Here is a 25,207-nt window from a genome sequence, read left to right as displayed (position 1 = left end):
GCGCAATCGCTCATGAGCTTGCTATCATCAAGCACTACGCTTGTACATTTAACAGTCATATACGTTTCTTGTAGAAAGGTTCAATTGTACGCAGGAGCAATTCCGTTCAAGACTTAACTTGACTAACCTACCCCTGATCTATCATCCCTAGCTTAAGCGTCCCTGATAGCACCTATGAGCAATGCCACTCGGTTTGACCTCAGTAGAGAAGAAATTATTGCCCGCTACCGTCAGCGCATTCACAAAGGCAATCGCACTAAGCTGTTGAAACACGAGTTAGAACAGCTAGCACTACATTTTGTTGACCGATTAAAACTGCTTAACTCACCAGATGAGATTGAAGCTTTGTGCACAGCTGAAATTCAACTTTTAGAAGAGGGCTATCCCCAAGCGACAATCGCTGGCAATCAGATACCTTTATACCGCCGACTGATCGAGGATGCAATTTCTACAGGCACTTTGCTCCTAACTAATGAAAATAGTCATATAGTGACTTGGACTAAGCGCAATACGGGAGAACTCGGACAAACACAGGAACACTTCGCGCTTGACTACCTCAAGTACGACCAAGCCACGTACCAACAAATTCGTGGAGAAGGGACAGCAGCGAATAATAGCCGACAAGATAACTTGCAACCAGTGCCACTGCAACGTTACCTCGATACAGCCACTGAATTGCTGGCATCAAACGACGAGCGACATCTAGCGATTGCTATTGCGGCACTGACAGGTAGGCGGCATACTGAAGTGATTAGCAAGGGACACTTTCAACTGACTCACCATCCATACCTATTACACTTTCAGGGACAGCAGAAAAAGCAGATGGGTGAAGATGAGGCAGCACCTGGATTTGACATTCTCACACTCGTACCTGCTACCCAAGTCCTAGAGGGCATCGAGCGGTTCCGCACGCTGCCTGCCATCGAACAATTAGCAGGAGTTGATAGCAAAGACCCAAGAATCCGAGTACTCAATACGCGTATTGACCGCGAGGTCAAACAGCTCTTCCAAGACACTGGCATTATACCTGTATTGGCTGGCAAGAAGACTGTTTCAATTCACAGGCTTCGAGGCGTGTATGGGGCAATCGCGATTTATTTGTTCTGCCCTCCTACCAAACACGAGCACAGGTTTCTCCAGCACTATCTCGGACACGTACTTGACCAGCAGCAGACTGCACCCAACAGCATCGCAACTAGTCATTACTTCCACTACCGATTAGTCAACGAGCAGGGTCAACCCCTAGAAGGTCAGGGAGTGCTACTGGATGCTAATGCGCTACCTTCGCTGAATCAGGATGAAGTACAACTAGAGCCAACGCAGCCACTATCTCAAGAGGAATCAATAGCACTGCTAGAGTCTGTAGAGCCAGTGCTACCAGCCGAGTGGGTACAGGTAGAACCAAAGCAGACCAAACTTACCTCTAAAGCATCCTCTAAAACTACCCCCCATGAGAGCGAACCGGCGATCGCCTCATCCAATAATGATTCAACGTCTAATGATATGACTCTAGCGCCACGCCAACATAGTTTACTGCGAATTTTTAAGGACGAGCATGACCGCTGGCATCAGGTGTTGGATGCGCTCTGCCCTAAGCATAACAACCAGCAGGAAAAGACCTCTGCACTGCTGCAATGGGTTGAAGCACGACTAGGTAGCTCTACTCAAGCCTCGCCAGCGACTAAGGCAGCTATACCAGAGCCAGAGATGGTTGAAGTCAACTCTCGCGCTTCAATAGCTACTGAACAAACGACTCAACATGACTCTACGCACCAAGAGCGGACTTCTGTAGTGGCAGACAGCGCGATCGCAACTGTTGTGGTAGACCAAGCTCGAACCTTGAGTTGGCTCACGGGGAGAATTGAAGCGCTGGAAGCTGAACTGGCTAAGCTTCAAGAACAACGCGAACAAGCGATCGCTATGGTAAAGCAGTCGAGCCAGTTACAGCAGGAGATCGAACACCTCAAAGCCGAGAATCGGCAGCTTAAGCAAGCTGCGGCACGATTTGAGGCGGCAAAAGCGGCTCTCTTGGGCGAGAGTAACTCTACGCCAGCAACAATTCCAACACAAGCTAGGAGTGCCGGCTCTGCTCCTAGCGCTCCTACAGTACATGACCAAAACCAAGTGCAGGAGCAGACCCAACAACAGCAAGTGCCGCATACGATCAATCCTGGCCCGACTCAGATTTCAGGAGGGGCTACACCTAAACCAGCTAGAAGCGGTGGCGCTCTAGACCGAGCACAACGTATCTTTGCCGCTATTTGTGAATGGAACCAACAACATCCTCAGGATACTTGGGCGATTACTGTCGGTTTACTCGAAGAGACTTTTGGCATTAATCGTAAGGCGGCTAAGGAGTTTGTCCGCAAACACCAGAATTTGATTGACGAACACCATGCCCAGATTGGCGTAGACAATCAACGCGGGCACAATCGGGGTAAGGATGCAGTAGCGCTCAAAGCATTCGTGCAGCAGTTTAATGCATAAGCCAATCGCCTACTTGGGTAATCAGAACGCTGCGATCGCATCAGAGCGCTGCGCTCCGCGCATTCGCTTGTAGCATTATCATGCATTGCCCAGTTTGAGAGCAGGGGCCAGTTGCTATTTCTACAACTTTGCCGAAAACATTCAAAAGTGGAAATGTGGCTCCCTGACGCTACTTTTTTGCTGATTAGGCTTCTAGAGCGATCACATTTTATTGCAGTATCATGACTACGGTAAACCTTTTCGGCAAAGTTATCCGCGTGCCTTCTCCACCCCAGAAAACTCCTTTTATCGAACGTCGCGAACGCGAGTTTCTCTACCTTGAAGAAGTCGATGCGCTGATTGCTGCCACCGAGGCAACGCGCAACCCGATTAGAAATCAAGCTCTGGTGCTGTTGTTGTTCTGCCAAGCCTTACAACCCGTCGAATTGTGCTGGCTCCTCTGGCGCGACCTCAACTTTGCCGAAAACACTCTCAAAGTGGCTCGCAATCGCGCTACACTACAGCGCTACCAAACTCAAGTTGTTGTTAACCTTCAACCGTTGTGCGCGGCTGAAATCAATATCCTGCAACAGCTTCAGGAGCGACGCACAACTGAGTGGTTATTTGTCTCGGAGCGGCGAAAACGCCTGAGTGCCCGTTCGCTGCATCATCAAATTCAACAAGCTGGGGAAATTGCACAGCTTCCTTTTCCTGTTCATCCGTATATGCTACGGCGAACTGGGCTTTACTATCGCGCGGCGCTACTGCTTGCGAGTACGAGCTTATCTTTACGGCAATGTTGTCTACTTTGGAATTGGGATAGAGCCAACGTTCCCTTTTCTGCGAAGGAAAAACAAGAGTATCTTGCCATTAGTTCAAAGCAAAAATCTGCGTTTTTGATAGCGCTAGAGCGGATGAAAGCTTTTACTGGGATTAAGCTGGATGAAAACGTTATTGATTATCTGCTGGGTGCTTTTTTGTTGTTTCCGCGCCTTGAGATGATTCATCACAATTACTGGCTCGCTCCGGTGCAATGGCATTGATAAAACTTTGCCGAAAATATTTGGGCTAGTCGGTCTAGCTTTTAGGCAGACCTCAACAGCGGCAAACAAGTATCAGCCATCAGGTTCTGGCTGAGGAAAAAACAACCGTTCGACTGCCTGGCGCTTGGTTTGGTCTCCCCGCCGGTCGTACTTTGATGTCGTTAGGGGCGAGGAGTGACCTGCTAGCTTTTGCACGGTAAACACGTCAATCCCCCCATCCAGCAAGTCCGAACAGAAAGTTCGGCGGAAGTCGTGGGGAGAAAATTCTTCCACTCCTGCCCGCACAGAGAGCTTTTTGACGATCTTCAACACGGCATCCCCCGACATATGTCGCAGTTCTACTTGCCCTCCCTTACGCACGGGGCAGATCAACGCCCCTCTCTTGCGTCCTCGGATTTCAAGCCACGCTTCTACCAACTTAACTGCGGCTGCGGGCAAATAAACAGTTCTGTATGACTTGCGCTTAGCAGAGCAAATCTCTAATTCACCCGTGCTGGAGTTGTAGTCTTGCAGTTTGAGCCGCGTCAATTCCTGCCGACGAATGCCACCGCCGCGCAGTATAGCTAATATTGCCGCATCTCGAATTGCGATAGTGTTAGCCTCATCGCACTCATCTAGCAAAGTGGCAATTTCCTTGTTGGCGAGGGCACGACCTCTCAATTTCTGCGGCGGCGTATCAATGCGCGGCAGATCAGTGGCACGAGCATAATCTTCGTAACTCATCAACCCCAGTCTAGCCGCTTCTTTAAGCACTCGCCGCAGGGCAGCCACCATTTTTTTCGCCGTTGCCGGAGCAAATCGCTCGACAAGAATTGCCCGCACTGCCGCCGTGTGTTGGTAGCTCAGATTAGACCAATCTAAAGTCAAGGCATCGCACTCGCCATCAGTTAGCAAAGAGGCGATCGCGTTCAAGCTGCGACGCATGGTGGCTCTAGAGCCTTGACTTAAAGAAGCCAAGTACACCGATGCTGGGTGCAGGGTAGAAGGTACGGGCGCGAAAAGTTTGAGACTTTTCACTCCACCTGAGGTAAGCGAGCGCCTACCACGGTGGGGCGATTTCCTTTGTTGTGGTTCGCTTTGCTTTTCGCCCTTGTTTTTCGTTCTCTCAAGTTGCTTGTTAGATGCCGCCAATCGGTCAGTTTCAGACATTTAGTCGTTGGAACTGAGGTTCTCAATAACTATTTTTTCACGAAAACTACACTAACAGCGATGTCGGGAAAGCACATTGCACATAACAATGAAAATTGTGCGCATGTAACCCACAAGTGTCGTAATTTCTAGAGTTGTCTAAAAACTCGGAGTGCTAAAAGTAGACAAGACCCCATACGTCAAGAAATTTTGTAGAAGAAAACTAGTCTGTACAAAAATTTAATTGTTACGCTGAAAATGCGGTCGTTGCTTTTTTAGCGTAGTTGAGCTTTGATAAATTCCAATTCCTTGTTGATTGCTAGCTCTAAAACAGGGTCGTCAAGAACATTACAAGTAGCAATACCAAATTCGAGTAGAAAGACAGCTTCTACACGTTGACCTTTCATAGATTTTGTCTTGGCTTCATCCTACAAAGCAATAACGAATGCATTTGCTTCTTGATAAGTATTGAAAGAACTAACAACTTTTTCGGGTTTAGGCTTTTTTAGCTGCTCGATAATATCCGAAGTGCTATTTACAAAAGATTTTTGGTTACATAAATCTGGTTCTGAAGAATGCGAATTCACCTCATTATTTGCTGCTCAAGCGCTGACCGCCTTTACTCAAAGCTTTATCGACTTTGATTTCTAGCCAATGTCGTTCTCATTCCTCTTCTGGGTAAGTTCCTCTAAGACTGCGATTTTTACTGTAGTAGTTTACTTGTATTAGGCATCGGCTAAAAACCTCTTGTTGGTTTCAAGAGCAGCAATCCTGGCTTCCTGTTGGTCTTAAGCAAGAGAGATCGCCTCAATTACCTTGAGATCAAAGACAGAGATGGTATTGCCATCAGGAGTTTGAAAATTCCATCGCTGTTGACCTGTTTCTTGAATCGTCACTGAAACAAACTGGCAATTAGAAAAGTACTCCCAATAAAGTTCTAAACTTTCTGCACTCTTTCTTAGCTGTCGAATCGTAAAACTTAACTGTTTCAACACAACATCTCGCAGCTTTTCTGGTATCCAAGCCAACTGAGAAAGCGCATCGGGAGCAGAACACAAATGTGTGGTTAACAAGTTAACAACGCGATCGCGTTGCTGCGAACTCATGCAACTAGCAGCCTGCATCAGCTTTTTGGCACTGCGTACCTGTTGTGCCAACTCTACCCAGGTGGCACAGCCCAACACTTTTGCTGCCAATTCTCGTGCAGTTGGTATTTGCTGTGGCAACTCTGTTTGAAGGAGTGCAATTGGTGCGATTGGTGATGAATTGGCGATCTCACCAACTGCAAGAGTGCAAGTATTAGCAAAGCTTTGGGTAGTTGAATTGGTGAATTGGTGAGGACAGTGCCGTGTGGGGGTGTCCCCCGTTGAGGCAACTGTCCGGTGGGGAGAGGCGTAAGCGTTGCCCTCTTGAGTTATTGCTTCACTCGGCTGCTGAGAAGTAATATGGGCATCTTGTCCATCAATTTCATCAATTAGTGTTTGTAAGTTAGTACTAGTAAAGTTTTCAGCGATTGGTGATGCCACCAACTTACCACCAACAACCACCAATTCTTTATCATTGGCATCTGATTGAGTGTTGGGGATGTAGACCATCTCGCTGCCTTCACCTTCAATCCGACCGTGACCTGCTGCTGCTAACGGCTGAAAAATTGAGCAGCGAATTTTTTCTACTGCCCAGTTTTTTAGGGCATTGATCCGCGTCTTGAGGAACGATGCCCCTACACCCTTGCTACACTTAGTAAAAAACTTCTCTGCTTGAGTTTGTACCTTGAGAAAAAGCCCCTCTAGCTGGCGGTTAGGTGCGTTGTGTGCATGAATCAGCTTGTGCTGCCATAGATAGAACGAGGCAATTTCAATTGCGTATTGCATTGTCTCGCCACTAATAACTGGCAGCGGCTGTTCGCCTTGTAGCACGGCATTAACTAGATGCAACCACAAAGCAATGCGGGCAGTGTAAGACTCAATCTTGGCGTATACTAGCGACAGCCCAAAATGCACTTCCTCAATCTCAGCATTAACCAAAGTATGGTTCCACCCCTGGAACAGCACTTTAGCTTCGTGGGAGAGTAGGTAGTCGGTTTGGGGCAGTTTTTCTAATTCCCCATACAACTCCTGCAACTTCTGTTTGAGAGTATTGGCAGAGCGAGAAGACAATAGATCGAGATACCTAGCTGGTGCATCGACAATCGAGCAGTAGAGAAACCGAGACGAGTAACCGCTGGCAATGAAGTTAACTTCGTCTGCCATTAACCGCGCCAACGTATCCCATTGGTACGTTCCCGTCTTGCTCAAAGCAACGCGACCTAAAAATAGCCGCGCATCGTGACGGTCGAAATTACCGCCAGAACCATTCCAAAACGATAGTTCTAGTTGCAAGTCATCGCCCTTACCGCTCTTATACTGGTTTAAGCGTTGGTAGTCTGCTACTAACTCGTCCAGATATTCCAGCAAGCCGCGTGGATTTTCGTCATGAATGCGAATTTTGGTGGAAGTGGTGACGTTATTCAGCAACCGCCGCTGTCGCACTGGTGGTTTGCTTTCAGCATCCTTGTCATTTTCGTAGTCCTCCATTTGAATGTCGTGGATTTCTTTGGCTGCTGCTTCCATTTCCTCTAGCGGCTTGAGGATTGCCTGTTGGGGTGGAGTTTTGGCTTGACCGCTGTGGGCGACGTTAGCCGTCCAGAAAATACAGGGTTGCGTGTAGCCACCTTCTGGATTAATGACAACCCTTGCTGCCGTGCCGATGCGCGAGGCACTAGAGGCAAGAAAAGTGTTAAATAGGTACTCTGGTGCGGTGGGCATCGCTGCTGCCATAGACACTAGCGGATCGGCTAATGCCTTGTCCAAATAGCGCCCGATATCCAATCGCTTGCGACAACTGGTGAGTATTCCTTGAAAAGACTGGACTGCCGCAATGACTTCGGTGGCTAGTTCGCCTTCAGCCCGAACAATCCTAGCTAGAGAGTTAATCTCGTTATACGTCCGTCCGGTAGCAGTAGCTAAGTCCATCAAGGCGCTGGCAACTGCTGATTCAGTTTCGTGCCGCGAGAGAATTTCTTTAATGCGATCGCACAAAGTTACAGCAGTAACGGGTGGTTTCCCAGTATTGCCAACGTTGCCATGACCAAATCCTCTTCCAGAAACCTGATTATGACTTTTCTGGGTAGCTTGCTGCTGTCGATTTGGTTTGACGTGCTGCTTCCAGTACCATGCTTTAACACAAGCCTCTACTCCTTCTGGTTGACAGCTCGGACCAGGGCGGTCTTTTTCGGCTGACTTCCAGATCGCATCTACCTCAGAAGCAGGTAAGGGTGGGGTGCAGCGGTTAGCGTAGTCTTCCAGCATTTGCTGGGGGTTGCCGTTAAAATGCTGCCCGATAGTTTGAAGATAATTAGCAGTACCGATGAGGTCGCGGGCTAATTTAGCTCCCAATACGTTGCGGCTGCCTTCATTTACTCCAGATTCAAGTAGTAGGCGAGATTCCTTGGAAAGGCACGCTTCTAGGGGGACTGATTCAAGAACTGGAATCCGAATATCTTCATAGCGTTGTCCTTGAGGTGTAGATCCACAAATCGGTTGCAACAGTGGCAGTTTAGTCGCTGGCGGTTTTGGTAGTGGAATAGCAGCGCGTAGCTCCTCGTAGCTATAACGCTTGTCTCCACAGTGAATGATGTTGCAGCGTACTGGTTCGCACCCAGGTTTAATATGGTAAGAACCAGCCAGTCTCATCACTCGACTGGGATTTTTCAATGCTGGGTCGGAACCAGTATAGGTGAGGAGAGCCGTTTGCAATTCTCGCCATTGTTCCACGGCGATCGGTTTGTCAAATACCCAATATGTGTGGACTGACTTGCGGGTAGCAATTTGTAATGAAGGTTCCGGTATCCCCAAGTTTTGCCAAAAATTAATTTGATCTTCAATGGGGCGATCGTCAAATTCACAGAAGATCGCACGGCAGGACTTGACGTCTTCGTCTTTATGTCCCCCACCATTCACCACGATGTAAACGCCATATCCTTGTGCTTGCCAACGTTCTACTTGCTCCCAGTTCAAGCGCTCGGCTTTACGTCCAGTGTTGGGAGCATAGCGGGGATCTTCCTTCGATAAAAATGCTCTGATGTAAACTGCATGCCCTGGTTGATAACCCAGTGCTTCTAGATGAGCAGTTGCTTGGTTGCGATCAATGCAAGGTTTTTGTGATGCGACGAACTGATTTTCGGACTCCTGGAACATCTCGAATCTCCTAGCTGGCAACCAAGACAAATGCAGGTGATCGCAATAACATGACTCCTGAATCCGCTCTGCGCGGAGAAGTCGGGGATAAAACTTGTTCCCAAGTCGGGGTGCTAAGTGAGCTGCATCTGTCTCGGCTTTGACTTTAAAAAGGTGCTTCTTGGTTTTATAACAGATGCCTTTATTGATACCGAGCCATTTTTCGAGCTGATTTGTAATAGTTTTTATTACAACCTGAAGCGAGCGATGCCTGAAACGCTTGCTCTATCGTGACCTAACTCTTATATTTGGGGGTGGGGTTCTAGAGACTTTGGGGGTGGGGTTCTAGATTTTTCGGGTAGGGGGTTCTAGAGCCGTTTGTAATAATTTGGGGGGTGGGGTTCTAGAGTTATTTGTAATATGTTACAAACTTGGGTATCTGGAAGTTTTAGCGTCGAGCGTGGTAATTGCTATAGCCCAGCTTTAAAATAAGTTGATTCTCATAACAGCTCTATATCTAGGGGACTAATAGCAAAAAGCGTGCTTTAAAACCCTGTACATGGGCAATTGTAGGTTTTGTAATAGGTTTTGTAACGATCGCCAAAAATTAGCCAGGAATCAGAGCGCTCGACTCATGACGTTCCGAGCAACCTTCTAGAAGCCTTCGTCGGACGAGTAAGATCAAGAATTTAATGCAAAAGTTCGTTCCAAAATTTCTTGGTTTTCACTTGTCAGGGAACGCTTTTCGTTCTCAATTAGAGAAATTAAGCCTTGGCTGAGTCCGCTAAGTGCGGATAATTTTGGCTGACTCCAACCTTTTTCCTTTCTACGAGCTTTGATTTGGGCACCAGTGAGAGTATATTTTGTCTGGACTGGTAATCCTACTGGTTGTATTTCAGGTTCGCTAGTTCGTCTAGGAGCGATCGCATCTTTTTTCCAACTTTCTGGAGGATCGATCCATAGCTGTGCTGATAGAAGTTGGTCGAAGAATCCTTTCGGTCTGCTCGGGTTGCTGCGCCCAAAACCAGGAGGTCGCAACTGTGGAGGGTAGGTTTCTGGGTGAAAGTAAAGTTGCCAACCTTTGTCGTGCAGGGCTAACAAGTTCTCGTCCCAACTATTAGCAAGTTTTTTACGAAGTTGGCTATCTTGTCTTGCCGCTTCAATTCTTTGAGAGCCGTAGGCAATTTCCATCAGAGTCTGCGCTACATGATGATTCTGCCGATCAATTTTAGATTTGAAGAGCAGCCACACCATCAATCGGGCGGCACCTTCACGATGTTGCCAAAGGCTCATAATATCCTCCAGCAATGCTTTAGATAGTTCGCCGCACAGACAGTAAGCACTAATATCTCTACGTCCTTCATCGTTGAGAAAGTACTTTGCCCATAGCCCAGCTCGAACAGTAAAAGTGATGCCTGTTAGCTCTTTATTACCAAATAAATCTTGTTGATAGTGGTAACGAATTCCTAATAAATGCCAAAGCCTACCTTCCTCTACAGTAAACCCTTTCGCTTTGCCTTGAGCGGGCCAGGAAACATAAGTTGTAATTTTGCAAGGTTGTTGGGCGATTTCTTTAATTAGTGCTAACTTTTGTTGTCGGTTTTTATCGGTACGTTTTTGCAGACCGAGATAAGCTTCGATTTGCCGATCGTCTATGACGAGTTCCTGTTCCCAAGGGCGATCCAACTGCGTAGCATGGGCAGCATAAATCAGGTGCATACAAGCTGCTCGAATGTCAAAAGTATCAATGACAGCTAGAGCCGCAGCACCTGCTAGTGTTGCTGGATATTCATGTTCCAGGTCTTCCGTTACCCAAAACAGGACTACTCCCTTACCATTTTCAACATCTTTGGCGTAGCACAGCTTACCATTGGGATCGGCGCTCCAAGGTAAATCCTTCCTCTGCGTCAGGATACTACTTGCTCCCCAAATTGGCATTGCTGAAGCCATACTGGTTGTTGCTGAATTGACAAAGAGATCGGGACTAGTTTGAGGTCTATCTGTAAGTTGACGTTGCTTTTTGCTATCCTGTTTCTGAGCCACTTGCCGAGTTGAGCGCGTGCGGCGGGTTCCACCTTTAGTAGCTGATTGCTTCGGCTTGCTGCCAGGTATGCTTTTACGCACCATCTCCATTCTACTCCTCAACTTGCACATGACTGTAGTACCAATCGCCAGCTACAAGGTATTGCCTTGCTTGTCCACCGCTTACCTTTAACTGCTACGTAGATTTCCTCTACTCGCCAAGAGTCACCAGTCGCGTATAGGTGGCGGTAACGCTTGTCTAATTCCAAGCTGTAAACTCGTCGAAGCTTTTTACAAATGCTATTATCGTTTGGTTTCCGCATCAGTTTTGCTCTCTTGAGAAATGCAAAGTCGTCAACGGAGCTATTCGATCTGGGGATAAGATTGGTGAGCTTGTTTCGCTCCTATTCAATTCAGAAGCCGCGTCACCTTGTTGGGGGACGAGTTGCTCGGTTGTTATAGAATCATTTGCTAGCCCAGAAGCTATTACGGCTCCGTCATGATTAGCGTTGGAGTCAGCCTTCTCTAGATCAGCTAGGATGAGTGAGTGAATATACTTCTCAATAGTTAAATTATTGGTAGAATAAGCTCTTTGTTGCACAGCTTCTGCCAATTGGGCTGCAAGATAGACGGTATATTTAACAAACGGTTTATCGCCTTTTCCAAAATCTGCTTTATGGTGGGAGATGGTATGCTCTTGCCAGTATTCGCATTCAAGCGCTCGTTGAAATCCATCTTTTTCTACCATGTTGAGAGTGCCGTGCTGGTAGCAATAGATGGTTTGGTTATCAATAGATTCTCCCCTCCAATGACAGTTCCAGCAGCTCTTGTAGGGGTTGTCATTGTCTGCGCGATCGCTTGCTGCTTTGCCCCGATTACCGCTCGAAGAAGACAACTCCTGCTCGTCCGCTTCTGTAGATGCTGCTACACTCGGACTAGGAAGTTGCCGATCGGACTTAAGCAATGCAATCCCGCATTTGACCGACACTTCCCCTGAAGCAATTTTATCTATGACGTATTGGCGTTTCTCAACTGATTCTCGTATGACTCTATAAGCAGCATTTATGCTCTGCTCGTTGAGGATCAAACGGAGTGCTGCCGCCTGCTTGCAATCGTCCAAATCTATTGATTGATCGATCAGCTCCACTACCTTGGCAGCTTTAGAGTAAGTCACCCCCGATCCAAGTCCTACCCGTTGTGCAATGCGATCGCGAACCCTGCCAAAGTCATTTACCAGAGTGGAAAAATTTTTCCACTCTGCTCTAGCCGTATTGTTGTTTTGGGTAGCTAATTTTCGCGCTTTAGCTAACTCTGACTCGATACTTTCCCAAGCCTTGCCTTCTCTTACTTTCTGCTCATTGGTCTTCTGGCGGCTAGCATTCTCTAATAGTAGTGCTTGTAGTTCTGCCAACTCGTCCGGAAATTCTCTCTCTACACAGGGGACAGTTTCAAGGCCGAGTTTTATTGCAGCTTTCCAACGCCGATGACCGCTGATGATAATACTTGAAGGAGTAACAACTAAAGGTTTAATCCATCCACTGCAAGATATCAAATCAACCAAATCAGAAACGTCTTCATCATCGCCGTAAATGCTAGTGTTGCGGGGGTGTGGCTTTAATTGATCCAGGGGAACCAATTTATGAAATATTGACTCTAACTCCTGCTTTGGTTCTCTCACCTTAAAAGCTTTAGTTTATGCAAGTGTATAGTTTATAATGCATTATACATTTATTAGATGGAAATGTAATGCAACGCAAACTTGTGAACTGATCGATCTTTGTCACAAAATAGAAATACGTAAATTCACGTAAAGCACGAACTAGTCTCTGTGGAAAACCGCCAATACCGACTGATAGAGTTAATTGAGTCAATGTTGAGTTCCGGCTGGAACCAAACCAGCTTGAGTAGAGCGATTGGTGTGTCTCAGCCGACGATTGGGCGTTGGCTTGCTGGTAAAAATCTTCCAGAGCCAAACTCAAACAACTTCAAAGGACTGGCACGAGCAACTGGCGGCACGGCTGAATCGCTCTTACTCTACCTAGACAGCGAGGTTTCTCTCGACGAATACCTATCTAGTGGCACAAAATACAGCCGCACGCCCGAACAAATCAAAGCTGATATTCTTAGACTAGACCCAACAGAAATTGCTGCGGTAATAGCTTTCTCAGCCGAAGTCTTAGCTAAAAAGTTTCAATATCCCAACACTGATGCCGTAAGCCAGAACTTACATTCAACTGACAATAAGGTTCCAGCGTGAAGTACCCCGCACTATGCGCTAAGCGCACGCTACGCGAACGTAAAAATACGTGCAGGGCTTCCTGACCTCACCCAAAGAAAGCGGGTGATGCCCAGTCCTACAACAGGCTGTTCGGCGTGAATTTCCCCTCTTCCAGAGGTATTTTTGATTCAAAAAAGAGTATCAGGTTGAGGGCAGCATTTGTGTCACGCTCCCAAAAGCTCTTGCATTCTGGACACTCCTATTCACGAGTAGCAAGAGTTAGATCCTCCTTGATGTAGCCACAGTTAAAACATCTTTTGGAACAGGGGAAAAATCTATTTACATAGCGTATTTCACAACTGTAGATATCCCCTTTATATTTCAATATTGTGAGGAAGTTTCCCCAGGATACATTACTGCAACTTGGGGTCTTCCCGACAGGAATGATAAAGTCTAATATCTGTCTTTTAGGCGGCTGGGCATCATATACTTCTTGGCTTCTCTAGTAATTATGCTCTGTTGCTGTTTCTCCTAGCGTCCTATCTTGGCATCTAAGGCTCGAACCTTGCTTAGATTTTTACAGTTGTTGAGCTGTAACATAGTCACCGCCAACTAGCTCAACTCAGTTTCTTGAGAATATTGAGGCGCTTGCGCGATCGCTGCTTCACGACGATGCTCAAAACAATGCCTATAACTAGCCTTAGCTAGGCGCTATCGCGCCAGCCCCCTTAGCAGTTCTAAATTTATCTACTCCATGACTTCAATAGTGAAATCGGGTTCGACAAACGGTCAGCCTAAGCGTTCCCAATTGCCTATATCTATCATGTCTCAGTCTCTCAAAGGGCTAAGTTTACTAGCTGCAAAAATTTGGAGACAGCTTTCTAGGGCTGAAACCCTGGAAGAAGAAGTTGAAATTTTAACTCACCTGTGGCAAGTTCAAGACGATCGAGAAGCTGCCATTGATGCTCAGGCAGAGTTAGCCGATCAAATTGACGCTGAGATTGCAGCTGTGAAAGCTAGGATGGAGCATTTAGTCAGTATTCACACCAAAGAGCTTGCTCGGCTCGTCCGTTGGCGAGAAAACCTGGATACTACCATCCTGCGTCTGAATGAATCAGGGCTAGTTAGCAGTGAGGCAGCAGGACAGTCTCGGCGAATCCGAATAAAACTCAATCCACCTGCGTGTGAAATCCTCAACATCAATGAAGTACCTCCAGATTACATCACCGTGAAGGTAGTGGAAGAGCGCAAACCAGATAAAACCAAAATTAAAGCAGCTTGGAGTAAAGGTACTCCAGTACCAGGGACTCGCGTGGAACGCAAGCGCAGGGTCGTCTACGAGATTGCCCCGACCAGCCTAGAGCAGATCAAAGGTGAGGTTCAATCCGTAGCTAAACATTCTCGGCGTTAGGCTGGTCGTTACCTATTACTCATTCAATGTGGGTAGTGCCTATTGAAGCTGTTATGTACCAATTATTTGATTGGATCTACCACAATTAAGGGCAGCGATTGATGCTTTCTACAAACCAACCGTTCCGTGGCAAGTGTTTCGCTTTTCCAACCCTGGACAGCCGACTGTTGCCGATTTGCTCAATGGAGGCGATCGCCTCCAAATTAATTGGGCTTAAAGGGACACCCAGACACAAGATGGTGTCTTTGCCGCTTCAGCCTATCGTTGTGCGCCAGGTTGTGCTGTGCATCTACGAGCGATCGGTGCGTGCGGTGGGCGATCGCTTGCGGCTGCCTCTATCCTGATGACATACACGAAGTCTGGTGTATTCAATATCCCCAACTTTATCAGGAGTGGGAAATTCGTAAACAGCATCGGTTGGGGTACAAGTTTAATGTTAAAGTTGGCGATGCCAAGAAGCGAACGAAGTGGAGTCCACCATTCATAGTCGTCAACGAACGAATATTGTCACACGTTCATGGAGTAACTTCTGTTGAAGATTGCGAAGTCAAAGTCGTGGAGAAATTTACTCAATTGCAGCAGATAGAGTTGTGGAGTGCTATTTAATTGCTCTAGTCAAAGAAAACTTGAGCTTAGACTATGTTATGCCAAAGAAATAGTTTGCTAAAGCTGTTGACCGAGCTTGTAGTTAGTTATTGTCGGTCAATCTTTGTAGTGAAATCTGCAAGCGAGAAAATCAATTTGAGTACTGCCGACTAGATAGATCAGCCGATGTTCTAAGTCAATTCGGCGCGACCAAACATCTGCATCCAAGTATTTTAATGGTTCTGGTTTACCAATTCCTTGAAACGGGTCTGCCATCACAGCCGTAACCAGATCTAAAATTTTGGATGCTTTTTTATAGTCAGTCTTGAACCACCAAGCCAAGTCTTCCTTAAATTGCGAGCTGAATCCAGGACTGCGCTGAATCGGTAGCGGAGTTTCCTCTGATTCATGCTTCTTTCTCTTCGCTGCCAATTCCCAACTCCTGCCGTAGTTCTTCTATTGTCTGAGGCTGAATTTTGCCCAATTTTGATTCGGCGATCGCATCGAGCAGGCGACGACCATTGGCAGGGTTTCGCAACAGATACACTGTTTCAACCAGGCTAGTTAAGTCTGATTCGGCAATCAGCGCCACATTTTCTCCTTCGCGCCGTTTGATGATGAAAACTTGATGGTTTTCAACTACAGAGTCTAATAACTGAAAGAAGCTATTCCTGGCATCCGTTGGAGAAGTAATTTCGTAGGAGAACATAAATGATGTACAGCATTACGTACATTAATTCTACTGAAAATCGATCGAAAGTAGTTAGAGGCGATCGCTTTTTTGGGATGGAACGCTCGATCGAGCTGAAACTTGAAACTGCGATCGCTGCCACTATAAACCGCGAACTTCGAGCCAGCTTTTGGCTACCGCCATTTGCAACTGATAGCTACTAATTGACAATATGGCACGATGGCTTACCTTAGAAGCAGCAGCTCAAGCTGTTTCTGTTCGAGTGCAACAGCTTGAGGAGTGCTTAACCGACAAAGCGCCGGAAGCGCGATTTCAGGCGCACGGACTTTTGTTTGATCGCAAGCGCTGGCAAGCGGGGAAAGAGTTTTTGCAGCTTTTAGAGCAACTTGCAAGCTCCTCGGTATCGGCTGCAACATCTCAAACGCTGCAACTTAGCAGCGAGAAAGGGCGTTCGTATCGCTGGCATGAAACCCCGATTCGATTGCAGATCGTCTGGCTTCCTTTAAATTCAGATGCCAAAGAACGACAGGTGTTGATTGCAGCGTCCAGTTACAATGACTTTCCTATTTCTAACCTGGTAGGCGAATCTGAGTTGGGAGAATTACCCGCTGCTCTAGCTCAGTTATTAGGGGAGCTTAAAGCTGACCTGCCGCTTCGTAAAATTCGCTATCAGCGTCAGCAGTCAAAAGCAAAATCGACCAATTCAGCTCGAGCGTCGGCTCGTTCAACACCACCTTCAGTTGAAACCAAACAACAAATATCGTCCGAAACTACTCAAATTTCACTCTTTTAAAAAATGAGCAATGACATTCATGAAGACAAACTACTCGTTCTTCTCGAAGGACAGCAGCATTGGGTACGCAAATCGATTGCTGACAACGATGATTTATTGCGAATGTTATTTAGTGGGCTTAGCCCCGAACTAGCCGCAGCAGAAATCCAACGAGAGCCAAGTCAAATTAAAATTGTGCCGAAAAAGGGGACAAAAGGGACAATCCATTCATCTTATAACTTGCCAACCGCAGCATCAGTTTTAGCAGTTTTAGATACAGCACCGTCTGAGGTCGATCCTGCTATTTTGATGTGCGTAAAATTGCGAAAAATCGAGTTATTGCAGGGAATTAATCCCTGCAATGCTCAAGCTATTGTGGAGCAGATTGAGACGGCGATCGCTCAATCGCGGCATTCGTCAGATTCAGTTAAGCAGTGCCTAAAACGGCTCGACCAATCCTTGGCTGTTAGCGCGATTCCAGTTGGATTTTAAGTCAGTATGGATATCCCAACTACTTCCGAAGCAGCTATTTATCGACTGCAAAACTATCTACCCAGACTACTTTTGAGCCGGTTTCAAGCCCTAGAGATTCTTGAAGCTAAGCTGAACATTTACCAGATGCTGCATCTGTATCAGGTGTTTTTCCCAAAACAGTTTGCCGCCAGTCGTGCATCTACTCTGCTGATCGGACAAGGACACAGTCAACGAGAGCGTGAGTTGCTCGATTTGCTCTACGAGCATTGCTTTCCACTTCCAGAATGGGCAATGGAGTGGGCATACGAGCAACGGCTAGAACATATTCCCATTGAAGATAAGGGAATCAGTTGGCAGTGTGAAGACGGCATCGAAGGGCTACTGGATGAATGGAAGATCCTAATTCCACTTAGTAGTGAAGGCTATTATTGGTTAATATCAATTGACCAAGAGTTGGCAGAGTGGTACGAGTTAGAGTTTGGGATTTCCATTCAAACAATTCAATCTCCCGATCTCGTACCTCAATACTTGTTGAGAAAACGCTGCCTTCAAGCAGGCACTCCGTTAAAATTTCTGCCATTAGTCCTGCGTGTCTTGGATAAAAATACAGGTAATGTTTGGCTGGACGAACAGTGCAGTTACTGTTACGGCTCGGACTATAGCAGCAAATATCCTTGGACTGAGGCATCGATTCGATTTCTGACCAAAGAATGGCATCGAGCGCAGAAAGCGATCAAGTGCTGCAATGAATTTACAAATTGGTTGGGACAAGATTTACAAGCACATTTCAACATTGTACTGGAACTATGGAACCAACCTTATCCAATTACAAATTAATTCGATTAACTCTATTTTTTGACTGCAATGGATGACAATACAGCAGATATTCAATCGATCGAATCTGCCATAATTGACGAATTTCTCGGCGACCCGCTCACCGCCAAAGTTGAAGCAGCGATTTTCATTTCGCAAGGGCGCTATTTCTACAAACGACTTGTTGAAACAAACCCACCAACCTATCGCTATAAATGCCTGTCACCTCATAGCTTGAGAGTTGCCTTCAACAATACCGCGATCGATTCGAGTTGGATTGCACCAGGAGTCGTTCGCTGCGGTTGCTCTTCTGGTGGCAATTGGGCTGTCATGTTCGTCCCCCCCGCTCGTCACTGTATCGACTTAAGTGCGATCGGAAAACTGACAGTCCCGCTGCCAGGGCTGGTCTTGATCGGACTGGAGAAGGATTATTGGCTGTGTGCAGTGGCGGTTGAAGCGTTCGCTCCGGATGCAGTTTGCTTTCACCCACCCCTACCAAATATTTACGCCGACCTAAAGATTTGCTGGGGAGAAAATACGCCTCCATCTGCTAGCGGACAAACTATCCCAGCAGTTTGGGAATTATTCATCAGTAGCCAATTTTCAGGAGAGCTAGTGAAGGGAAAATCCAAACAGAAGGCTTACCAAGACGACATTCGCCAACAGCTTGTGGAGTTACATTGCACGTCTAGCAGGCGCTATGCCCAACCAGAGCGATTTCTGCTGCCTATTGGCAGAGCAATGACGCTCGATAAGTTAGTGCAGGAGTATTTGTTTGATGAAATTGATTGACGAGCGCATTGTCGGACATCAGTTTGCCTATAGTTTGCCACTGCCAGACTTCTCCAGCAGCGGCCTGGAGTATTGGGTCGGGCAGAATGGAATCTTCGCCAGAGCTACTCGACCTGGCATCAACGTGCTAATGCCGATCAACTACCACCAGCCTCTGAAAGGGCTAGTCTCGCTTGAGCCTTACTTGAAAGTAGAACCGCTAGTGCCAATCGAGTTGCTGTTGCACGTTTGGGTAGTGGCATGTCAGGCGATAGACCCAGCAACCGATCGCCTGCTAGAGGCTTTGTTTCATTTGGTGTGGGTTCAGGGGCATTGGCAACTCGTTACTCCCGAACAAAAGCAGGATGCGACGAGCTGTCAGCCAATCGATACGAGCGCTAACTCATCTACTTGCAATGCAGCAATTGAGATTCACTCGCATGGAACGATGGAAGCGTTTTTCTCTCCTACCGACGATCGGGACGAGTCATCGGGGTTTCGGCTCTATGGCGTGATGGGCAAGGTTCGTAGCCCAAGACCTCAAATGCTCGTGCGTGTGGGATTGTTTGGGCATTGCTGGCATGTACCACTTGCTCGGGTGTTTGACTTGAAAGGGGGGTGTTTCTTTGAGGATCTTGGTTTGCAAGATAGCCGCTACTACTACAATAAATGGGAGAACAGCAATGTCCCTCAACTATGACATCGTAGAGGCTGTTCCAGTCACGCTAGTCTACGAGCGCGTTCACTTTTGGATTGTTGGGTGTGGAGGAACGGGGTCGTTCCTGGTTGGGCTGGTTGTCAGGATTGCACTAGACCTAATTCGCTCTGGCAAGCCGACTAAGATTACGCTGGTAGACCCAGATCGAGTTGAAGCTAAAAACACGATTCGACAGTGCTTTTGCGAAGCAGAGATCGGGCGCAATAAGGCTCAAACGTTAGCGCTCCGCTACTCTCTAGCTCACGGTATTGAAATTGAGGCAGTACCATTAGCGTTTCACCCTCAGTGGATTACTTACCAATCTTATTGGGGCGATCGCCCTAACACGCTAACAGTTTTGATCGGTTGCGTGGACAGGGCATCTGGGCGGCGATCGCTCCATCAGGCTCTCGATTGCAACCACTATCGTAGCCAAAAAAGCGTGTGGTGGATTGACGCTGGCAATGGCGATCGTCACGGACAAGTGTTGGTTGGCTCTAGTCTTTCAGTCGAGCCAAACGACTATCGCTTTACAAACTTGGGCTGCTTGAGCTTACCTAGCCCAGGCATACAAGCCCCCGAAATGCTGGTAGACAAGCCGGAAGAACTCCAGGAAAATCGATTGTCCTGTGCCGAACTAGCACGACTCGCTCGGCAAAGCTTGGTAGTTAATGCTCAAGCAGCAACAGTTGCAGCCGCTCTGGCGCTAGATTTGGTAAACGGCGAGCTGACCCGTTTTGCTGCGTACTTCGACCTGCGTAGTGGCACAAAATACCGATACATCACACCCAAAGCAGTAAATGATGCGATCGCCTCCTCAGTTCAGACTAACTCGATGCCATCTGGCTGATTTAACAGCTCGTCGGCTGGTTCGTTTTGCAGTGCAATTGCTCGTTTGTTGTAGCGATCGTACAGACGGCTATTGTTTGGGTTGACTGAAGACGTTAGGATTGGTTCGTCGTCTAAGTCAATCCAATCATTTGAGCCTAGCTGAAATCCAGGCTGCCGAGCGACTTGGGCAGAAATTATTTTAGGTAGTTGATCGGGGTGAGGTAGCGGCATGGTGTTTGCGACCGATATAAGTGTATACAACTATTTTGCATTCTTGATTGCTAGCATTCATAAATTTCTGCCGTCAATAGGAGAGTTGCAGAGGTATTTGCTGGCAGTAACCTGGTGCAGACTGAGCAAGTAAGTACGCAGCAGCCTAGCGTATGTGTATGAGACATATCTAAACAACTGCTCGGAAGCATTAGTGAAACAAGCAGAAGCGATCGCGCAAGCTAGCAGAGCAGGTGTTTGGAACTGAGACTTTGAATAGCCTTGGAACTACTGAAGGTCGCAAAGATGAGCGTGATGAATAAAAAGCAGCTCGGACAGCTTTAATTTCTCTAGCATACAGATTTTATTAATTAGTCAAGTAACCCCAGATTCATAAGCTACCGATCGGCTTTTCCTTGGGAATAATACTGTTGAGGTACTGTCGCCATGGAAACCGCTTAACTAGGTGGAATAAACATGAAGCGAATTATCCAAGAAATTTATTGTGATGAAGCAGGCTTTACTGGTAATAACCTTATGGATAAACAGCAGCCTTATTTTGCTTATGCCAGTGTAGCCATTAATGAAGATGAAGCTAAAGAATGTGTAGATAAAGTCACTAAAGATTGCCAGTTAGAAGGAAATGAATTAAAAGGAAAGAACCTTTTAAGGCACGACCGTGGAAGAAAAGCTATAGAACATATTTTGAGTCGTTTAAACAATCGCATTAAAGTAGCTGTTTTTCATAAAAAGTTTAATCTTGCCTGTAAGTTTTTTGAATATATCTTTGAGCCAGTATTAGCAAAAAAAAGTAGTTTATTCTACCGAATTAAATTTCACAGATTTATCAGCAATATTTTGTACGTTCATTTTGAGGGTCAGGATAAGTATGCAGAAGAAATTTTTAAAGATTTTCAAAAGCTTATCCCAGAATTAGATTCCGAAGAGAATTGTTATCTTTTTGATTCCTCTAGTACTCCTGAAATTTCTCCTATTCTTGATACCATAAAGACTTTCTGTCTTTACAATAAAAATAAGATCAATCGAGAAATAGATAGTTTAAGATCCACAGGCACAGATAAATGGGTTTTAGAGCTTTCCACCACGGCTCTGTATTCTCTTCTTATTGAATGGGGACAAGAGTTTTATCAACTTAAAGTATTTTGTGATGCTAGTAAGCCTTTGCAATCTGATCAATCGCTATTTAATAATATGATTGGAAATGAAGATAAAAATTTTATAGACTTCTTTCAACGCGGAGAACAACCAATTACTTTTAATCTATCGCAAGATATTCAATTCATTGAATCTAAAACATCTCCTGGTATACAAATAGCAGATATTGCAGCAGCCGCCTGTGCTTTTTCCTTTAAAGAAGGTCTTACTGAAAAAACCAAAAACTTGATTGATTATATACCTAGTATTTTAGGAGGCAACTCAGTTATACCAGAGCTTGAATATATAGATGTTAATAAAGTTGATGCACAGGTAAACTGCCTTGTTTTAATGGAATTAGTGGAACGAAGCGTTAATCAACAATCTTTATTAGATAGAATAGAGGATTTTTTACACTACGCAACTAATTATGCATACTTAAATTCAATAAAACCCCGTATCACTATCAGTGATTCTTGGCATATTGAACAAGATTAAAGCTCTAGCAAGTTTTTGAAAAACTGCTAAATAAACCTAGTCGTTGCGCTGTGGCAACTAACGGCTGTACTGCGTCTAATCCATGAGGTTGAACATACTATTTTTTTGGCAGAGCAAGAATTGTTTTCAATTTAGAACCCAGTAATAACAAACTTTGACATTCCTTCAGCACAACAGATAAGGTCTAGTATCTTTACACTTATTTCGGTTCATGGATAATGACGAGGGCGATCGCCACGTTTTGGCGGCTGCTTTTTTAATTGCAAAAGCGCATGTTATTGTAACAGATAACCTCAAGCATTTCCCAGCTGCATCTCGCGCGCCAGTTTCGGGTTGAAGCCTAGAGTGCAGATCAGTTCTTGATTTACCTGTATGACCTATCTCCCGACTCAAGGCATGAGGTACTCCAGACTCAGGAGAGTAGACTAAGAAAACCACGCATGTCTATTTCAGATTTACTCAATCTCCTAGAAAAGTCTGTACTTACCTTTGTTAGCCGCTTTCGCTCTAGGTAAGCCATTTCTCTCCTCAGCAAACTTTTCTTCTAGCGGCGATCGCCATCTTTATCCGGTAGAACTAAATACGCAAAAAATTGAAAATTGGAGGAGAAGGGGGAGGTAAGGAAAATCGAGGAAATGGATACGAAGGGAAAGCCACGTCCGTGGCTTTAGTTGTGGTAAACCGTAATATTTAGTGATTCGTATCTATGGCAACTACAACTAAATCCACTGTCAACAAAAATGGTTCAGCTACAGCCAATGCCAAGTCTCAGGCTACTACTAATACCGCTACCAAACCTGCGGCTTCTGCAAACGATTTAATTGGGCGGGTGACTACAACTCTCAAAAAGACTTATAAAGTCAACCTTAACGATCGCAAAAAGCGAGTGGCTTTAAAGGTCTACCATGCTTTGAGGGAAAAGATGGGCTTGGATTTGCAAACCCAAGTCCGCAAAAATAATGGCACTTTTGACTGGCAAAAATGGAACAATAAAGTATTCGTACTCCTCTTCGGTAAGCCCGAAGCGCCCAAGTATTCAGCTCCAGTGATGGCGAAAATCGCTAGTTACTTTTACGACACCATTAGTGAAGAGCCTACTCAAGCTGTGGCTGATTTAGTAGAGTTCAACAGGCAGTCACTGGAGCGGCGCAATGCTATCCTGGAGCAGTCTGAAGACGAAGACCTTGAAGGCGATGATGAAGAGTTTGATGACAGCGTTCTCGACGATGAGGACGACCTCGATGCCGCAGCCGAGTCCGATCTCGACGAAGGGGATGATGAGGATGACCTTGACGATGATGATGAGGACTTTGAGGACGAGGAAGACGACGAGCTGGAATAGCGAAAGCATCGGCTGAAACCAAAAAGGCGATTGTAACAAGGCGATTGCGCGATCCCTGCAACTAGACCGAGTAGATGCAGGGATTTTTTTATTAAATTTGGCACCTTGGATTAACCAAGCTTCGCGGCGATCACCGCGAAGAAGTTGAGAAAGCGTCAACCCGCACTGACTCGAAGCGAAATTGAACTGGAATGCGTTTGCCAACGCAATGCTCGTGAGCCATTCAAACAACCAAAAGGAGAAAAAATCATGGCTACTGCAACTGCAACTCGTAAGTCTGCCAAATCCACCAAGCAGCGCAAACACACACCAGCATTAGAATTGGTCATTCCGTATCAGGAAAAGATCAGATTGATGGTACTGGAAGTAGTGCGGGAAGAAGCAGGTCGTGAACTCTCCGCTACCGCTCGGTTCAGCAACCAGGACTTTGACTGGGAAGAATTCAACGCTCAGTTCCGTAAGGACTACGGAGCAACTTCCCTCAAGGAATTGATGCGTTACGCACGTATCAAGTTCGGCTTGAACAGCCTGGACGAAATCCGAGAACGCCGAGTTCAACACAAACAGCGCCGACGAGAGCGCATCGCCAATGCAGGCGGCTTTGCAGACCTCTCCGATGAGGATGCAGGATACAGCTTGGAGATGGAGGATTTAGAGGGAGACAAAATCGAACTCGCGTAAACTAAATTCTGTAATGCCTGCAAGAAATCCCAGTCCTTAATAAAGTCTGGGATTTTTTTTACAGTTCCGTGAAACAGCCGTGGAAGTTAGAGAGCGGAGGCGATTGCAGGTTGTAGGTTTTACGAGTTCAATTTAATGAATTTAGACATTGGATTGAATTGAATAGATTGCGTCTGCCGACGCGATTTTCGTGAGGAAAGCCAAGCAATAGTGAATAAGGAGAAGAAAATGGCTAAGAACACTGCTAAAACCGCGACCCGCACTGCTGCTCTGGAACGGACAATTTCCTATGCCGAAAAGGTACGCCTAATGGTCATCGAAGTACTTAGGGAGGAAACTGGACGGGAATTGACTGCAAAAGCTCGCTTCAACGGACAGACCTTCGACTGGGAACAGCACAACGCTGACTTTCGCAGCGATTATGCTGACTGGAGCCTAGAGCAACTCTTGGAAGCAGCCCGCAAGTTTTACGGACTCAAGAACCTCGACGCTGTAAAAGAGCGTCGTGCCGCTCACAAGCAACAGCGGGCTGAGCGAATCGCACAGGCATCATAAGCCCAAAAAAATGAGCTACATCAAAGAGAGTAGCTCATTTTTTTACAAATTTGTCTTCCTTGGTCTGCCCCGTTTCTTCGGCAGCTGGGCTTTGCGTCTCGCTCTCATGAGTTCCCGCATCTGCTCTCGGCGGGCTGTCTGCTTGCACTCGTCACTACAGGACTGCGGCACAGGGCCAGGAAACCGATGCTGTATCACTGTCTGCTCGCATACGGTGCAGGTAAACGTCACTTCCCGCGTGTTGACAGCGCGTGTGTGCTGCTTTTCTTCTCGTACCTGGAGTTCTGGCTCGTCGTGCATAAATAATCTGTTAGCAAAACTTGCAAGTTTTGCTAACAGCATTTCTTGGCGATCGCCAAGCTTGCGATCGCCTGAATTCCTGCCTTTGTTAGCAAGATGCGGCTAAATCCGCTGGTGCGATCTTCACCAAAACCTGAATAATCGCCTCCAAATCTTCCCTGTGGGCTGACTCAAAATAGTGCAGCGCTTCTGCTGCTTGGCTTCTCTTTTGTTCCTTAAAGGAGGGGTCAATTGCCATAGTACCCCTGGTTTAAATACTTATGAGCATCTTAGCTTAGATTCTGTCACTAAAGTTGAATGACTACACATAGTAGGTGTAGTTATTTTTTT

Annotated in this window: 30 protein-coding genes; 20 read left to right on the top strand and 10 right to left on the bottom strand. The window is 46.3% G+C overall.

Annotated features, from left to right (window positions below; all coding sequences use genetic code 11):
* Positions 1-174 precede the first annotated feature (174 nt).
* Positions 175-2,487, top strand: a complete 2,313-nt coding sequence (locus GLO7428_RS26355; RefSeq protein WP_015328674.1) for a telomere resolvase — start codon at positions 175-177, stop codon at positions 2,485-2,487.
* Between the two features lie 221 nt (positions 2,488-2,708).
* Positions 2,709-3,509 carry a tyrosine-type recombinase/integrase gene (locus tag GLO7428_RS25455; RefSeq protein ID WP_015328673.1) on the top strand — a complete coding sequence of 267 codons (801 nt, stop codon included), beginning with the start codon at positions 2,709-2,711 and terminating at the stop codon, positions 3,507-3,509.
* Positions 3,510-3,581: 72 nt separating this feature from the next.
* On the opposite strand, the gene GLO7428_RS25450 is transcribed toward GLO7428_RS25455, so the two are convergent.
* Both GLO7428_RS25450 and GLO7428_RS29575 read right to left on the bottom strand, forming a co-directional pair.
* A complete protein-coding gene (locus tag GLO7428_RS25450; protein WP_015328672.1) occupies positions 3,582-4,658 on the bottom strand; it encodes a site-specific integrase in 1,077 nt (358 codons plus the stop codon).
* 254 nt (positions 4,659-4,912) lie between these two features.
* On the bottom strand, positions 4,913-5,044 hold the full coding sequence (locus GLO7428_RS29575) for a hypothetical protein (protein ID WP_015328671.1): 132 nt from the start codon (positions 5,042-5,044) through the stop codon (positions 4,913-4,915).
* A 61-nt stretch (positions 5,045-5,105) separates the two neighbouring features.
* Here GLO7428_RS29575 and GLO7428_RS28160 point away from each other — a divergent pair, with 61 nt between their 5' ends.
* A complete protein-coding gene (locus GLO7428_RS28160; RefSeq protein ID WP_155824134.1) occupies positions 5,106-5,288 on the top strand; it encodes a hypothetical protein in 183 nt (60 codons plus the stop codon).
* A gap of 137 nt (positions 5,289-5,425) precedes the next feature.
* Here GLO7428_RS28160 and GLO7428_RS25445 read toward each other — a convergent pair whose 3' ends face one another.
* The 3 genes from GLO7428_RS25445 to GLO7428_RS25435 all read right to left on the bottom strand — a co-directional run bounded on the left by GLO7428_RS25445 (position 5,426) and on the right by GLO7428_RS25435 (position 12,551).
* Entirely contained in the window at positions 5,426-8,872 is a 3,447-nt protein-coding gene (locus GLO7428_RS25445) for a DUF3987 domain-containing protein (protein ID WP_015328670.1), read from the bottom strand.
* Between the two features lie 660 nt (positions 8,873-9,532).
* Complete coding sequence (locus GLO7428_RS25440; protein ID WP_015328669.1) at positions 9,533-10,978, bottom strand: helix-turn-helix domain-containing protein; 1,446 nt, start codon at positions 10,976-10,978, stop codon at positions 9,533-9,535.
* Positions 10,979-11,195: 217 nt separating this feature from the next.
* On the bottom strand, positions 11,196-12,551 hold the full coding sequence (locus GLO7428_RS25435; RefSeq protein WP_015328668.1) for a ParB N-terminal domain-containing protein: 1,356 nt from the start codon (positions 12,549-12,551) through the stop codon (positions 11,196-11,198).
* A 150-nt stretch (positions 12,552-12,701) separates the two neighbouring features.
* Between GLO7428_RS25435 and GLO7428_RS25430 the strand changes: the two genes are divergently transcribed.
* Positions 12,702-13,130 carry a helix-turn-helix transcriptional regulator gene (locus GLO7428_RS25430; RefSeq protein WP_143755483.1) on the top strand — a complete coding sequence of 143 codons (429 nt, stop codon included), beginning with the start codon at positions 12,702-12,704 and terminating at the stop codon, positions 13,128-13,130.
* A 220-nt stretch (positions 13,131-13,350) separates the two neighbouring features.
* Here GLO7428_RS25430 and GLO7428_RS29330 read toward each other — a convergent pair whose 3' ends face one another.
* A complete protein-coding gene (locus tag GLO7428_RS29330; RefSeq protein WP_255348411.1) occupies positions 13,351-13,536 on the bottom strand; it encodes a transposase in 186 nt (61 codons plus the stop codon).
* 378 nt (positions 13,537-13,914) lie between these two features.
* Between GLO7428_RS29330 and GLO7428_RS25425 the strand changes: the two genes are divergently transcribed.
* The 3 genes from GLO7428_RS25425 (at position 13,915) to GLO7428_RS25420 (ending at position 15,108) form a co-directional block, all read left to right on the top strand.
* Complete coding sequence (locus GLO7428_RS25425; RefSeq protein ID WP_015328666.1) at positions 13,915-14,502, top strand: siphovirus Gp157 family protein; 588 nt, start codon at positions 13,915-13,917, stop codon at positions 14,500-14,502.
* 70 nt (positions 14,503-14,572) lie between these two features.
* On the top strand, positions 14,573-14,719 hold the full coding sequence (locus GLO7428_RS28155; RefSeq protein WP_155824132.1) for a hypothetical protein: 147 nt from the start codon (positions 14,573-14,575) through the stop codon (positions 14,717-14,719).
* Between the two features lie 47 nt (positions 14,720-14,766).
* Positions 14,767-15,108, top strand: a complete 342-nt coding sequence (locus tag GLO7428_RS25420) for a hypothetical protein (protein WP_168192419.1) — start codon at positions 14,767-14,769, stop codon at positions 15,106-15,108.
* Between the two features lie 96 nt (positions 15,109-15,204).
* Here the strand turns inward: GLO7428_RS25420 and GLO7428_RS25415 are convergent, their stop codons facing one another.
* Together GLO7428_RS25415 and GLO7428_RS25410 are read right to left on the bottom strand one after the other, a co-directional pair.
* Positions 15,205-15,519: a Txe/YoeB family addiction module toxin gene (locus GLO7428_RS25415; RefSeq protein WP_015328665.1), complete on the bottom strand. Its 315-nt coding sequence runs from the start codon at positions 15,517-15,519 to the stop codon at positions 15,205-15,207.
* A complete protein-coding gene (locus GLO7428_RS25410) occupies positions 15,494-15,796 on the bottom strand; it encodes a type II toxin-antitoxin system Phd/YefM family antitoxin (protein WP_015328664.1) in 303 nt (100 codons plus the stop codon). The genes GLO7428_RS25415 and GLO7428_RS25410 overlap by 26 nt, the downstream gene beginning before the upstream one ends.
* 2 nt (positions 15,797-15,798) lie before the next feature.
* Between GLO7428_RS25410 and GLO7428_RS25405 the strand changes: the two genes are divergently transcribed.
* The 7 genes from GLO7428_RS25405 to GLO7428_RS25375 all read left to right on the top strand — a co-directional run bounded on the left by GLO7428_RS25405 (position 15,799) and on the right by GLO7428_RS25375 (position 20,155).
* Positions 15,799-15,981 carry a hypothetical protein gene (locus GLO7428_RS25405; protein WP_015328663.1) on the top strand — a complete coding sequence of 61 codons (183 nt, stop codon included), beginning with the start codon at positions 15,799-15,801 and terminating at the stop codon, positions 15,979-15,981.
* A gap of 8 nt (positions 15,982-15,989) precedes the next feature.
* A complete protein-coding gene (locus GLO7428_RS25400) occupies positions 15,990-16,571 on the top strand; it encodes a hypothetical protein (RefSeq protein WP_015328662.1) in 582 nt (193 codons plus the stop codon).
* A 3-nt stretch (positions 16,572-16,574) separates the two neighbouring features.
* Positions 16,575-17,042: a hypothetical protein gene (locus GLO7428_RS25395; RefSeq protein ID WP_015328661.1), complete on the top strand. Its 468-nt coding sequence runs from the start codon at positions 16,575-16,577 to the stop codon at positions 17,040-17,042.
* A 6-nt stretch (positions 17,043-17,048) separates the two neighbouring features.
* Positions 17,049-17,861: a hypothetical protein gene (locus GLO7428_RS25390; protein ID WP_015328660.1), complete on the top strand. Its 813-nt coding sequence runs from the start codon at positions 17,049-17,051 to the stop codon at positions 17,859-17,861.
* Between the two features lie 27 nt (positions 17,862-17,888).
* Positions 17,889-18,629 (top strand): hypothetical protein, encoded by a 741-nt coding sequence (locus GLO7428_RS25385; RefSeq protein ID WP_015328659.1) that lies wholly within the window; start codon positions 17,889-17,891, stop codon positions 18,627-18,629.
* A gap of 130 nt (positions 18,630-18,759) precedes the next feature.
* Entirely contained in the window at positions 18,760-19,308 is a 549-nt protein-coding gene (locus GLO7428_RS25380; protein WP_146087191.1) for a Mov34/MPN/PAD-1 family protein, read from the top strand.
* Positions 19,292-20,155: a ThiF family adenylyltransferase gene (locus tag GLO7428_RS25375; protein WP_015328657.1), complete on the top strand. Its 864-nt coding sequence runs from the start codon at positions 19,292-19,294 to the stop codon at positions 20,153-20,155. Before GLO7428_RS25380 ends, GLO7428_RS25375 begins: the two co-directional genes overlap by 17 nt.
* Here the strand turns inward: GLO7428_RS25375 and GLO7428_RS25370 are convergent.
* Entirely contained in the window at positions 20,128-20,367 is a 240-nt protein-coding gene (locus tag GLO7428_RS25370; protein ID WP_015328656.1) for a hypothetical protein, read from the bottom strand. The two genes, GLO7428_RS25375 and GLO7428_RS25370, sit on opposite strands and share 28 nt — an antisense overlap.
* A 456-nt stretch (positions 20,368-20,823) precedes the next feature.
* Between GLO7428_RS25370 and GLO7428_RS25365 the strand changes: the two genes are divergently transcribed.
* The 6 genes from GLO7428_RS25365 to GLO7428_RS28710 all read left to right on the top strand — a co-directional run bounded on the left by GLO7428_RS25365 (position 20,824) and on the right by GLO7428_RS28710 (position 24,983).
* A complete protein-coding gene (locus tag GLO7428_RS25365) occupies positions 20,824-21,999 on the top strand; it encodes a DUF3800 domain-containing protein (RefSeq protein WP_015328655.1) in 1,176 nt (391 codons plus the stop codon).
* A gap of 211 nt (positions 22,000-22,210) precedes the next feature.
* Positions 22,211-22,336, top strand: a complete 126-nt coding sequence (locus tag GLO7428_RS29570; protein WP_255348409.1) for a hypothetical protein — start codon at positions 22,211-22,213, stop codon at positions 22,334-22,336.
* Between the two features lie 369 nt (positions 22,337-22,705).
* Complete coding sequence (locus tag GLO7428_RS28150) at positions 22,706-23,341, top strand: hypothetical protein (protein WP_015328654.1); 636 nt, start codon at positions 22,706-22,708, stop codon at positions 23,339-23,341.
* A gap of 249 nt (positions 23,342-23,590) precedes the next feature.
* Positions 23,591-24,022: a hypothetical protein gene (locus GLO7428_RS25350; RefSeq protein ID WP_015328653.1), complete on the top strand. Its 432-nt coding sequence runs from the start codon at positions 23,591-23,593 to the stop codon at positions 24,020-24,022.
* A 228-nt stretch (positions 24,023-24,250) separates the two neighbouring features.
* The gene (locus GLO7428_RS25345) at positions 24,251-24,577 is read left to right on the top strand and encodes a hypothetical protein (protein ID WP_015328652.1); all 327 of its coding nucleotides are present in this window, start codon (positions 24,251-24,253) and stop codon (positions 24,575-24,577) included.
* 214 nt (positions 24,578-24,791) lie between these two features.
* Positions 24,792-24,983: a hypothetical protein gene (locus GLO7428_RS28710; protein WP_196797667.1), complete on the top strand. Its 192-nt coding sequence runs from the start codon at positions 24,792-24,794 to the stop codon at positions 24,981-24,983.
* Here the strand turns inward: GLO7428_RS28710 and GLO7428_RS28145 are convergent.
* Complete coding sequence (locus GLO7428_RS28145; protein WP_015328651.1) at positions 24,966-25,115, bottom strand: hypothetical protein; 150 nt, start codon at positions 25,113-25,115, stop codon at positions 24,966-24,968. The two genes, GLO7428_RS28710 and GLO7428_RS28145, sit on opposite strands and share 18 nt — an antisense overlap.
* Positions 25,116-25,207: the final 92 nt, after the last annotated feature.

This window comes from Gloeocapsa sp. PCC 7428, assembly GCF_000317555.1.
Taxonomy (GTDB): Bacteria; Cyanobacteriota; Cyanobacteriia; order Cyanobacteriales; family Chroococcidiopsidaceae; genus Chroogloeocystis.
Note: the sequence above shows the minus strand (reverse complement) of the source record. Positions and strands in the feature narration are given on the sequence as shown.